Source organism: Actinomadura geliboluensis (assembly GCF_005889745.1).
Classification (GTDB): Bacteria; Actinomycetota; Actinomycetes; order Streptosporangiales; family Streptosporangiaceae; genus Spirillospora; species Spirillospora geliboluensis.
Genome location: NZ_VCKZ01000313.1, coordinates 1 through 11020 on the forward strand (window position 1 = coordinate 1; position 11020 = coordinate 11020).

Consider the following 11020-nt stretch of genomic DNA (forward strand, 5'->3'; position numbering starts at 1 on the left):
CATCATGGACGCCTTCTTCGGGACGGCCACCCAGCGCGGCCCGCGGTCGCGGGCGCGGCGCGGCCGCAACGCGACGCTGCGGGTCGAGCTCGACCTCGCCGAGACCGCGTTCGGCACGACCCGCGAGCTGTCCATCGACACCGCGGTGGCCTGCGCCACCTGCGACGGGTCCGGCTGCGCGCCGGGCACCCACCCGGAGACGTGCGAGACCTGCCATGGCCGCGGCGAGGTGCAGCAGGTCCAGCGCTCGTTCCTCGGCCAGGTCATGACGGCGCGGCCGTGCCCGGCGTGCGGCGGGTTCGGGTCGGTGATCCGCAACCCGTGCACCGAGTGCTCGGGGGACGGCCGGGTCCGCACCCGGCGCACCGTCAAGGTGAAGATCCCGGCCGGGGTGGAGAACGGCATCCACATCCAGCTCGCCGGCGAGGGCGAGGTCGGCCCGGGCGGCGGCCCGCCCGGCGACCTGTTCCTGGAGATCGTGGAGAAGCCGCACCCGATCTTCGAGCGGGAGGGCGACGACCTGCACTGCACGGTCGAGATCCCGATGACGGCGGCGGCGCTCGGCACCAGCGTCACGATCGAGACGCTGGACGACGCCGAGAGCGTCGACATCAAGCCCGGCACGCAGTCGGGGCAGGTGATCACGCTCTACAACCGGGGCGTCCGGCACCTCAACGAGAGCGGCCGCGGCGACCTGATGATCCACGTGAACGTGGAGACGCCGGGCCGGCTCGACGAGGAGCAGGAGGAGCTGCTCCGCCGCCTCGCCGCCCTGCGCGGCGAGGAGCGCCCGCCCGGCAAGTTCGCCCCCGGCCAGCGCAGCGGCGTGTTCTCCCGCATCAAGGACGTCTTCAACCAGCACTGAAGCGAGGTGGCGGCGGCCTACCGGGAGGGCCGCCGCGGCGGTTCCGAGCATTGAGAGGCCCACATGAGCCCGCCGGTGTTCCTCGCCGGGGCGGACGCGCTGGAGCGCGGCACGGTCGTCCTGGACGGCCCCGAAGGGCGGCACGCGGCGGCCGTGCGGCGGCTGCGGCCCGGTGAGCGGGTCGACCTGACCGACGGTGCCGGCCTGCTGGCCGAGTGCGTCGTCACCGCCGCCGACCGCGCGTCCCTCACCCTGGACGTGCTGGCCCGGCACCGGGAACCGCCGCCCGCGCCGCGCATCGTGGTCGTCCAGGCGCTCCCGAAGGGCGAGCGGGGCGAGCTGGCCGTCGAGACGATGACCGAGGTCGGCGTGGACGTGATCGTCCCGTGGGCGGCGGAGCGCTGCGTCACCCGGTGGCGCCCGGAGCGCCGCGACAAGGCCCTCGGCCGCTGGCGCGCGACCGCCCGCGAGGCCGCCAAGCAGGCGCGGCGCAGCCGGCTGCCCGAGGTGCCGGAGCTGGCGTCCACCGAGGACGTCGCCGCGCGGGTCGCCGCCGCGTCACTGGCCCTCGTCCTGCATGAGGAGGCCGAGGCGCCGCTGAGCGGGGTGGAACCGCCGGCGGACGGCGACATCGTGCTCGTGGTGGGCCCCGAGGGCGGCATCACCGAGGCGGAGCTGGAGCGGTTCGCCGCGGCCGGCGGCCGCCCGGCGCGGCTCGGCCCGACCGTGCTGCGCACGTCGACGGCCGGGGTGGCGGCGGGCAGCGTGCTGCTGTCCGCCACCGGGCGCTGGTAGCGCGACCCGCCGGGCCCGTCAGGGCGTGGTCGCCGGGCCCTCCTCGCCGGTTCCCGCGGCCGGGCTCGTCGGCGCCTGCGTGGGCGCGTCGGTGGGCTGCGAGGTCGGCGACGTGGTGGGCGTCGACGGCGGCGGCGAGGTCGGCGCCGTCGTGGGCGTCTCGCTCGGGCACGGCGTGGTCGGCTGCGTCGGCGTGTCGGTCGCACCCGGCGAGGCGGGCGCGGTGCCCGCGGGCGGCGGGATGCGGCACGACGACAGCCCCGGCGACGAGCTGGGGATGGTCGTCGACGAGGCGGACGGCGCACCGGACGAGCTGCTGCCCGCCGCGGGCGGCTCGGGGAACTCGGGGTTGCCCGGGGTGCTCGCGCGGTCGCCGTCGGTGTTGTTCTGCCCGCCGCCGGACGGCCGGCTGTTGCCGACGGACTGCTGGATGAGGTCGATGGTCTGCGGCGCCGTCACGCCGAGCCCGGCGATGACGACGGCGGCGGCGACGGCGAGCACGGGCCGCGCCCAGCCGACGGTGAACCGGTCCAACCCGAACCGGGCGGGTCCGAACCGCCCGAGACCGAACCGGCGGCTCTGGCCGTCGGCGACGCGGGCCCGGATGCGTTCCAGGCCGTCGCCCGCGGGGTTGACCGTATCCGCCTCCGCGTGCAGGGCGCGGCGGAGGATCTCGCCGTGCTCGTCGTGGGGGTCGGTGGTCATGTGAACTGCTCCAGGACGTTGCGTAGCGCGGTCATCCCGCGCGCCGTATGGCTCTTGACGGCGCCGCGGGAGATGCCCATCGCGTTGGCGATCTCCGCTTCGGACAGGTCCGCGTAGTAGCGGAGGACGAGCGCCTCCCGCTGGCGGGCGGGGAGCCGGCCGAGCGCGTCGATCACCGCCGAGCGCTCCAGCTCCCCGATGGCACCGGCCTCCGCGCTCGGCGCGTCGGGCAGCCCCTTCGGGGCGTACTTCTCGACGACGGCGCGGTGCCGGAGCACCGATCGCGACCGGTTCACCACGGACTGGCGCAGGTAGGACAGGGCCTTGTCGGGGTCGCGCAGCCGCCGCCAGCCGCCGTGCATCGCGACGAAGGCGTCCTGGACGACCTCTTCGGCCGTCCCGGCGTCCCGTACGAGCATGGCCGCCAGGCGTACCAGCGAGCGATAGTTGGCGCTGTAGAGCGCGGTCACCGCCTGATCGGCGTCCCAGGCGACGGCCACCGCCCCCGCCGTGCCCCTGGCCACGAGGGTCTCGGTCACGTCAGTACGACGCGCGCCCTCGTCGCCCGGTTTACGAAAGGGCATGTCCTGATCCGCCTCGGTCACCTGTCCGCCGCCTTTGCCGGCCCCGGCCGTCCATTCGGACGGGCGCCCTCGGGGTGGCACGAATGGGGCGCGCCCGCCCGTCCGGAAGCGCGCCGCAAATGCCTGCGGGCCGGGGGGTGCGCCTTGAGCTGACAACCTTAACCAGTGGCCGGTCGGAATGGTGACCGCAACCGGGAGGTCGGTCGCCGGAAAGCCTATCCGGGCGCGGGGCGGCGCGGACCGCGATCGCGCGGGTCCCGATAGGATTCCGGGGCGGTCACGGGCCGCGGCGAGGGGAGACAGATGACCGACTGCCTGTTCTGCAAGATCGTTTCCGGGGACGTGCCGGCCAAGATCGTCCGCGAGTCGGCCGGGACGGTCGCGTTCCGCGACATCAACCCCCAGGCGCCGACGCACGTGCTGGTCATCCCGCGCGAGCACCACCCGACCGCCGGGGAGCTGGCCGCGTCCGACGCCGACCTGCTGGCCGAGGTCGTCCGCGAGGCGCACCAGGTCGCCGCGGACGAGGGCATCGCCGAGACCGGCTACCGGATCGTGTTCAACACCGGCGCCCAGGCAGGCCAGACCGTCTTCCACGTGCACGCCCACGTGCTGGGCGGCCGTGGCCTCAACTGGCCGCCCGGCTGAGCGGGCCCCGCCCGCGCACGTGCGGGGGGCGGGTGTTACGCCACGCGAAAAACCCTTCGGTGCCGTGCCGGGGGTGCCCAGTACGATGGAACCGGCATGGCTGGACACCCGGAGCAGACAGAAGGCAGGTCCGAAGGCCGCAAGGCCCGGCTGATGGTCGAATCAACTCACACGAGGGCAACTCGCACGGGGCGCGACGACCGGAACGGCTCGCGCTCGCAGATCAAGATCGTGGTGCCGGACGACCATTCGATGGTGAGCCTGCTCGGCTCCCGGGATGAGCTGCTCCACGCGATCGAGCAGGCGTTCGGCAGCGACATCGACATCCACGTCCGCGGCAACGAGATCACCGTGACCGGCGCCGGCGACGACACCGACCTGGTGTCCCGGCTGTTCACCGAGATGCTCGAACTGCTGAAGGGCGGCACGCAGCTCACCCCCGACGCCGTCGAGCGCAGCCTGGCGATGCTGCGGGGCGAGAGCGGCGCCCGGCCGGCGGAGGTGCTGACCCTGGACGTGCTGTCCAGCCGGGGCCGCACGATCCGCCCGAAGACGCTGAACCAGCGGCGCTACGTCGACGCGATCGACAAGCACACGATCGTGTTCGGGATCGGCCCCGCCGGCACCGGCAAGACGTACCTGGCGATGGCCAAGGCCGTCCGCGCGCTGCAGGACAAGCAGGTCAACCGGATCATCCTGACGCGTCCCGCGGTCGAGGCGGGGGAGCGGCTCGGCTTCCTGCCGGGCACGCTCTACGAGAAGATCGACCCGTACCTGCGGCCGCTGTACGACGCGCTGCACGACATGGTCGACCCCGACTCGATCCCGCGCCTGATGGCCGCGGGCACCATCGAGGTCGCGCCGCTGGCGTACATGCGCGGGAGGGCCCAACCAGTCTCCACCCGGGTGCTGACCCCGGACGGATTCCGTCCGATCGGAGAACTGCGGGTCGGCGACCTCGTCATCGGTTCGAACGGGGAGCCGACACCGGTCCTGGGCGTCTATCCGCAGGGCGAGAAGGAGATCTTCCGGCTGACCGCGCAGGACGGAGCCTCCACCCTGTGCACAGCCGACCATCTCTGGTCGGTCACGACGAGAGCCGACCGCCGCAGAGGGAATCCTCCGCGAGTCCTGGAGACCCGTGAAATGATCGGGAACCTGCGGGCCGCGCACGCCCGCAGGTATGAGCTGCCTCTCCTCAGCGGGCCCGTTGAGTTCCCGGCCCGGGACGTCCCGATGGACCCCTACGCACTGGGACTGCTGCTGGGCGACGGGTGCCTCACGGGTTCCACGACACCGAGTTTCACCACCGGCGACCCGGAACTGGCGGAGGCGCTCGGCGGGCTCCTCCCCGGTGTGTCAGTCCGGCACAAGACCGGACCGGACTACGTGTTGAACCGGATCGCCGATCCCGGCCAGGTCATGACGATCGAGAACCCGGTCACAGGAGTCATGCGCCGGATGGGCTTGTGCGGTACCAGGTCGGAGACGAAGTTCGTGCCGGAAGAGTACCTCTACAACTCCGCGCAGGTGCGGCTCGCAGTCCTGCAAGGGCTGCTGGACGCCGACGGCGGACCCGTGGCACAAGACGCGCGCACCTGCCGCGTCCAGTACACGACCACCTCGCGTCGGCTGCGCGATGACGTGCTCTTCCTGGTCAGGTCGCTCGGTGGTGTCGGCTATCACCGTGTGCGCCCGGTACGGGGCCGTGCTCCAGGGCGGGCCAACGGGCGCCCGGTCTCCCACCGGCATGACGCCTTCGCCCTCGACCTGCGATTGCCGCCCGGCGTCGTTCCCTTCAGGCTCGGCCGGAAGCTGGACAAGTACCGGGCGACCGGCGGCGGGCGGCCGATGCGGTTCATCGACAGCATCGAGCCCGCGGGGTCCGCGGAGGCCGTGTGCATCCAGGTGGCGGCCGCCGACTCCCTCTACGTCACGGAGGACTTCCTCCTCACTCACAACACGCTGAACGACTCGTTCATCATCCTGGACGAGGCGCAGAACACCTCGCCCGAGCAGATGAAGATGTTCCTCACCCGGCTCGGGTTCGGCTCGAAGGTCGTGGTGACCGGCGACGTCACGCAGGTCGACCTGCCGAGCGGCCAGACCAGCGGCCTGCGCGTCGTGCAGGACATCCTGGAGGGCGTCGAGGACATCGACTTCTGCCGGCTGGACAGCCGCGACGTCGTCCGGCACAAGCTCGTCACCGACATCGTCGACGCCTACAACCGGTGGGACGAGGAGCGCGTCCCGGACGTCAGGCAGGGCGGGCGCGGCGGCCCCCGCAAGCGGGGGCGGCAGTGAGCATCGAGGTGCTGAACGAGTCGGGGGTGCCCGTCGACGAGCAGGCGCTCGCCGCGCTGTCCCGGCACGTCCTGGACGGCATGCGCGTGCACCCGCTGGCCGAGCTGTCGGTGCTGCTGGTCGACGAGGCCGCGATGACCGAGCTGCACGTGAAGTGGATGGACGAGCCCGGCCCGACCGACGTGCTGTCCTTCCCGATGGACGAGCTGCGCCCCGGCCACCTGTCCGGCGGCGCCGACGAGGACGGCGAGACCGATCCCGGGCTGCTCGGCGACGTCGTCCTGTGCCCGGCGGTGGCGGAGCGGCAGGCGCGGGAGGCCGGGCACAGCACCGAGGCGGAGCTGGAGCTGCTGTGCGCGCACGGCATCCTGCACCTCCTCGGCTACGACCACGCCGAGCCGGAGGAGCACAAGGAGATGTTCGGCCTGCAGGCCGAGCTCCTGGCCTCCTGGCGGGAGAAACGCGGCGGCTGATGAGCACCGCGCAGGCGTGGCTGTCCGCCCTGGCGGTGGGCCTGGTCTTCTTGGCGGGCCTGCTGGCCGGCACCGAGACGGCGCTCGCGCGCGTGTCCCGCGTCACCGTGGAGGAGGCGCTGCGCGAGGGGCGGCGCGGCGCGAAGCGGCTCGCCGAGGTCGTCGCCGACCCGGCCCGCTACGTGAACATGGTGCTGCTGCTGCGGATCGGCTGCGAGCTGGTCGCCACCGTGATCGTGGCGGACCTGTTCATCTCCTGGCTGGACGAGACGTGGCGCGCCTACGTCACGGCCGCCGCGGTCATGATCCTGATCAGCTACGTGGTGATCGGGGTGGGGCCGCGCACGCTCGGCATCCAGCACGCCGACCGGATCGCGCTGGCGGGCGCCGCGGTCATCCACCCGGTCACCCGGGTGTTCGGGCCGCTGCCCCGGCTGCTGATCCAGCTCGGCAACGCGCTCACGCCGGGCAAGGGGTTCCGGGAGGGCCCGTTCGCCTCCGAGGCGGAGCTGCGCGACCTCGTCGACCTGGCCGAGCAGCGGGAGCTGATCGAGCCGGTCGAGCGGGAGATGATCCACTCGGTGTTCGAGCTGGGCGACACGCTCGTCCGCGAGGTGATGGTGCCGCGCACCGACATCGTGTTCATCGAGCGGACGAAGACGCTGCGGCAGGCGATGTCGCTGGCGCTGCGCAGCGGCTTCTCCCGCATCCCCGTCGTCGGCGAGAACGAGGACGACGTCGTCGGCATCGCCTACCTGAAGGACGTCGCCCGGCGCAGCCAGGAGCACCGCGCGGGCGAGTCGACCGAGACGGTCGACTCCGTCATGCGCCCGGCCACCTACGTGCCCGACAGCAAGCCGATCGACGAACTGCTGCGCGAGATGCAGGCCCGCCGGATCCACGTCGCGATCGTCATCGACGAGTACGGCGGCACCGCGGGCCTGGTCACCATCGAGGACATCCTGGAGGAGATCGTCGGTGAGATCACCGACGAGTACGACCGGGAGATCCCGCCGGTGACCTGGCTGCCGGACGGCGCCGCCCGCGTTACCGCCCGCCTCCCCGTCGAGGACCTCGCCGAGCTGTTCGGCGTGGAGCTGGACGGCGAGGACGTCGAGACGGTCGGCGGGCTGCTCGCCCACGCGCTCGGCCGCGTCCCGATCGAGGGCTCGACGGCGGAGGTGGGCCCGGTCGACGGCGGGCCCGTCCTGTCGCTCAAGGCGGAGACGATCGCGGGCCGCCGCAACCGGATCGGCACGGTGCTGGTGCACCGGCTGGGCGCGACCGCCGCCGACGCGGCGGAGGCCGACGACTCGGGCCGGGCCCGCTAGCGCCGGACCGCTCGCCCCGGCGGGTCAGCCGAGGGTGGTGCGCAGCGTCCCGTCGGGGCCCGCGACGAGGACGGGCGCCTTGGCGCCGAGGTCGCGGACGGCGGCGACGTCGGCCGCGTCCGGGGCGTCGGCGGCGGTGACGACCGCGGCGGCCTCCAGGTCCTCGGCGCCGCTGGAGACGGCCATCGCGACGGCGACCTTGAGGGCCGAGAGCTTGAGGGACGGCAGGTCCACGCTCGTGGCGGCGTAGGTGCGGCCGGTCTCGTCGCGCACGGCGGCGCCCTCGGCGGCGCCGGTGCGGGCCCGCGCCGACCGGGCCAGGGTGATGATCTTGGCGTCCTCGGGGTTCAGCTCGCTCACGCCGCCCAGCGTACGGGGTGGCCCGCAAGTCACCGGCAAGTGGGCGGCAAGAGGGCCCCGCGATCCTCGGACGGTCGGAGTACGCCGTTTTCTGGGGGAAAGTGATGTCCCGTCTGCTCTACCGCCTGGGGAGGGCCGCGGCGCTGCGGCCCTGGCGGTTCATCGTCGTGTGGCTGGCGCTCGTCGCGGCGATCGGCGGTCTCGCGGGCGTCGCCGGGGGTGCGCTGCAGGACGACTACACGCTGTCCGGGACGGGCTCGCAGCAGGCCACCGACCTGCTGCGGGAGAGGTTCCCCGCCGTCGCGGGCGCGGACGCGCGGGTCGTCGTGCACGCGAAGTCGGGCAAGGTCGACCAGGCGAAGCTCGACGAGGCGGCCGCCGAGCTGGGCCGGCTGCCGCACGTCAGCGCGGTGGCACCGGCGCAGCCGAGCGCGGACGGCGCGACGGCGCTGCTGACCGTCCGCTACAAGGTGCCCGTCACCGACCTGGCGCCGGGCGAGACGCTCGACCTGCTGCGGTCGGCGACGGACGGCCTGGACGCGGCCGGATACCAGGTCGAGTTCGGCGGCCAGGTCCCCGAGAACGTGACGGCGCCCAGTGGCGTCGCGGAGGCGATCGGGGTCGTGGCGGCGCTGGTGATCCTGCTGCTCGCGTTCGGGTCGGTGGTGGCGGCCGGCATGCCGCTGGCGGTGGCCCTGGCCGGGCTCGGCGTCGGCGTGTCCGGGATCACACTGGTGGCGGCCTTCACGAATGTCGCGACCACCGCGCCGACGGTGGCGAGCATGGTCGGGCTCGGCGTCGGTATCGACTACGCCCTGTTCATCCTCACCCGCCACCGCGAGGGCCTCGCGGCCGGGATGGACGTGCCGGAGGCGGCGGGCCGGGCCATCGCGACCGCGGGCCTGTCGGTGCTGTTCGCCGGGTTCACCGTGCTGCTGGCGCTGTCCGGGCTCGTGCTGTCCCGCATCCCGGTCTTCATGACCATGGGCTTCACCACCGGCCTCGTCGTCGCGGCGACCGTGCTGAGCGCCGTCACCCTGCTGCCCGCGGTACTGGGGCTCGCCGGCCGCCGGGTGCTGCGCCGCCGCGACCGCGCCGCCGGCGCGAAGATCACGGTCGAGTCGCCGCGGGTGCGGCGGTGGGCCGGGCACGTCGGGCGGCACCCGTGGCCGTGGCTGCTCGCCGCGGCGGTGCTGATGCTCAGCCTGGCCGCGCCCGCGCTCGGCATGCGGACCTGGCCGAGCGACGCCAGCAGCGAGCCGTCGTCCAACACGGTCCGGCAGGCGTACGACCTGGTCGCGGACGCCTACGGGCCCGGCGCCAACGGGCCGCTGCTCGTCGCCGTCGACTTGGAGAAGACCGGCGCGGCCACGCTGCCGGGGCTCGGGGAGCGGCTGGCCCGCGTCGAGGGCGTCGCGTCCGTCGCGCCGCCGCAGCTGTCCCCGCGCCGCGACGCCGCGGTGATCATGGTGACGCCGGAGTACGGCCCGCAGGACGAGCGGGTGACCGGCCTCGTCGACCGGGTCCGCGCGGACGCGCTGCCGCCCGGCGCGGAGGTCACCGGGCTGACCGCCGTGTACGTGGACCTGTCCCGGACGCTGTCGGACCGGCTGTGGCCGGTGATCGGCGTGGTCGTCGCCACGTCCTTCGTCATGCTGATGATCGTCTTCCGGTCGGTGCTGGTGCCGCTGAAGGCCGCCGTGATGAACCTGCTGTCGATCGGCGCCGCGTACGGGGTGCTGACGGCGGTGTTCCAGTGGGGCTGGGGCACGAGCCTGCTGGGGCTGCCGCACAGCGTCCCGGTGTCGTCGTTCATCGTGCTGCTGATGTTCGCGGTCCTGTTCGGCGTGTCGATGGACTACGAGGTCTTCCTGCTGTCCCGGATCCGGGAGGAGTGGCTGGCGCACGGCGACGCCCGCGGCTCGGTGACCACCGGGCTCGCCGCGACCGGCCGGGTCATCACCAGCGCGGCGCTGATCATGGTGGCGGTGTTCCTCGGCTTCGCCGCCGACCCCGGACTGATCGTCAAGCAGATCGGGGTGGGGCTCGCGGTCGCGGTGGCGCTGGACGCGACCGTCGTCCGGCTGGTGCTGGTGCCCGCCGCGATGTCGCTGCTCGGCCGGGCGAACTGGTGGCTGCCGGGGCCGCTCGGCCGGGTCCTGCCGCGCATCGACGTGCACGGCGGCGCCGCGCCCGCCGGAGCGGCCGAACGGGAGCCCGAACCCAGCCGCGCGTAACCGGGGGAGTGATCACGATGGGCGGACATGTCCCGGTTAGGCTGATCGGGACATGTCGCCTGTCGTACGCGTGCTCGGGGCCTTCGGCGCGGAGGTGGCGGGAGCGCCCGCCGACCTCGGCGGGCCCCGGCAGCGCTCCGTGCTCGCCCGGCTCGTCGCCGCGCGCGGCCGGATGGTGCCCGCGGACCGGCTCGTCGAGGACCTGTGGGCCGCCGCGCCCCCGCCCCGCGCCGCCGCCGGCCTCCAGTCGTTCGTGTCGCACCTGCGCCGCGCCCTGGAACCGGACCGGCCGCCCCGCACCCCCGCGCGGATCCTCACTACCGAGCCGCCCGGGTACGCGCTGCGGCTGCCGGACGGCGCCGTCGACGCGTGGCGGTTCGACGCGCTGATCGACGCGTCCGCCGCGCTGCTGGACACCGACCCGGCGGAGGCGCGCCGCAGCGCCGAGGCCGCCCTCGCCGAGTGGCGCGGCCCCGCCTACGCCGAGTTCGCCGGGCTGCCGTGGGCCGCCGCCGAGGCCGCCCGGCTGGAGGAGCGCCGCCGCATCGCCGTGGAGCGCCGCGCCGAGGCCGCGCTCCGGCTCGGGGCCGCCGCCGAGGCCGTCCCGGACCTGGAGGCGCACGCCGCCGCCGACCCGCTGCGCGCTGTCCCTTAAACACATCTCCGAGCCCCCGAGAACCTAAGACACCTCGTATGCCGTCCTCTGCTTGAAAAAAAA

Annotated in this window: 11 protein-coding genes and 1 pseudogene; 9 read left to right on the forward strand and 3 right to left on the reverse strand. The window is 73.9% G+C overall.

The features are described from left to right. Both ETD96_RS32275 and ETD96_RS32280 read left to right on the forward strand, forming a co-directional pair. The coding region (locus tag ETD96_RS32275) for a DnaJ C-terminal domain-containing protein (RefSeq protein WP_138640272.1) at positions 1-865 on the forward strand (865 nt) is incomplete at its 5' end. A 63-nt stretch (positions 866-928) separates the two neighbouring features. Next, on the forward strand, positions 929-1660 hold the full coding sequence (locus tag ETD96_RS32280; protein ID WP_138640273.1) for a 16S rRNA (uracil(1498)-N(3))-methyltransferase: 732 nt from the start codon (positions 929-931) through the stop codon (positions 1658-1660). Positions 1661-1678: 18 nt separating this feature from the next. Here ETD96_RS32280 and ETD96_RS32285 read toward each other — a convergent pair whose 3' ends face one another. Then, a complete protein-coding gene (locus ETD96_RS32285) occupies positions 1679-2365 on the reverse strand; it encodes a hypothetical protein (protein WP_138640274.1) in 687 nt (228 codons plus the stop codon). Continuing rightward, entirely contained in the window at positions 2362-2904 is a 543-nt protein-coding gene (locus tag ETD96_RS32290) for a SigE family RNA polymerase sigma factor (protein WP_240808381.1), read from the reverse strand. Before ETD96_RS32290 ends, ETD96_RS32285 begins: the two co-directional genes overlap by 4 nt. Before the next feature lie 348 nt (positions 2905-3252). Between ETD96_RS32290 and ETD96_RS32295 the strand changes: the two genes are divergently transcribed. The 5 genes and pseudogenes from ETD96_RS32295 to ETD96_RS32310 all read left to right on the forward strand — a co-directional run bounded on the left by ETD96_RS32295 (position 3253) and on the right by ETD96_RS32310 (position 7705). Next, positions 3253-3597: a histidine triad nucleotide-binding protein gene (locus ETD96_RS32295; RefSeq protein WP_138640275.1), complete on the forward strand. Its 345-nt coding sequence runs from the start codon at positions 3253-3255 to the stop codon at positions 3595-3597. A 153-nt stretch (positions 3598-3750) separates the two neighbouring features. Beyond that, positions 3751-4482 (forward strand): annotated as a pseudogene (locus ETD96_RS47030) (PhoH family protein); the annotation flags it as partial. After that, positions 4471-5901, forward strand: a complete 1431-nt coding sequence (locus ETD96_RS48260; RefSeq protein WP_420884808.1) for a PhoH family protein — start codon at positions 4471-4473, stop codon at positions 5899-5901. The pseudogene ETD96_RS47030 and the gene ETD96_RS48260, both read left to right, overlap by 12 nt. Next, a complete protein-coding gene (gene ybeY / locus ETD96_RS32305; protein WP_138640276.1) occupies positions 5898-6374 on the forward strand; it encodes an rRNA maturation RNase YbeY in 477 nt (158 codons plus the stop codon). Before ETD96_RS48260 ends, ybeY begins: the two co-directional genes overlap by 4 nt. Beyond that, entirely contained in the window at positions 6374-7705 is a 1332-nt protein-coding gene (locus tag ETD96_RS32310; protein WP_171069339.1) for a hemolysin family protein, read from the forward strand. Before ybeY ends, ETD96_RS32310 begins: the two co-directional genes overlap by 1 nt. Positions 7706-7729: 24 nt before the next feature. Here ETD96_RS32310 and ETD96_RS32315 read toward each other — a convergent pair whose 3' ends face one another. Next, entirely contained in the window at positions 7730-8065 is a 336-nt protein-coding gene (locus tag ETD96_RS32315) for a cytidine/deoxycytidylate deaminase family protein (protein WP_138640277.1), read from the reverse strand. Positions 8066-8169: 104 nt separating this feature from the next. Between ETD96_RS32315 and ETD96_RS32320 the strand changes: the two genes are divergently transcribed. After that, complete coding sequence (locus ETD96_RS32320; RefSeq protein WP_138640278.1) at positions 8170-10302, forward strand: MMPL family transporter; 2133 nt, start codon at positions 8170-8172, stop codon at positions 10300-10302. Between the two features lie 52 nt (positions 10303-10354). After that, positions 10355-10957 carry an AfsR/SARP family transcriptional regulator gene (locus tag ETD96_RS32325; protein ID WP_138640279.1) on the forward strand — a complete coding sequence of 201 codons (603 nt, stop codon included), beginning with the start codon at positions 10355-10357 and terminating at the stop codon, positions 10955-10957. Positions 10958-11020 lie beyond the last annotated feature (63 nt).

Coding starts and splice junctions, on each gene's coding strand:
- ETD96_RS48260 (WP_420884808.1), top strand. CDS start 4,471: ATGCGCGGGAGGGCCCAACCAGTCTCCACCCGGGTGCTGACCCCGGAC.
- ETD96_RS32285 (WP_138640274.1), bottom strand. CDS start 2,365: ATGACCACCGACCCCCACGACGAGCACGGCGAGATCCTCCGCCGCGCC.
- ETD96_RS32320 (WP_138640278.1), top strand. CDS start 8,170: ATGTCCCGTCTGCTCTACCGCCTGGGGAGGGCCGCGGCGCTGCGGCCC.
- ETD96_RS32280 (WP_138640273.1), top strand. CDS start 929: ATGAGCCCGCCGGTGTTCCTCGCCGGGGCGGACGCGCTGGAGCGCGGC.
- ETD96_RS32310 (WP_171069339.1), top strand. CDS start 6,374: ATGAGCACCGCGCAGGCGTGGCTGTCCGCCCTGGCGGTGGGCCTGGTC.
- ETD96_RS32325 (WP_138640279.1), top strand. CDS start 10,355: ATGTCGCCTGTCGTACGCGTGCTCGGGGCCTTCGGCGCGGAGGTGGCG.
- ETD96_RS32295 (WP_138640275.1), top strand. CDS start 3,253: ATGACCGACTGCCTGTTCTGCAAGATCGTTTCCGGGGACGTGCCGGCC.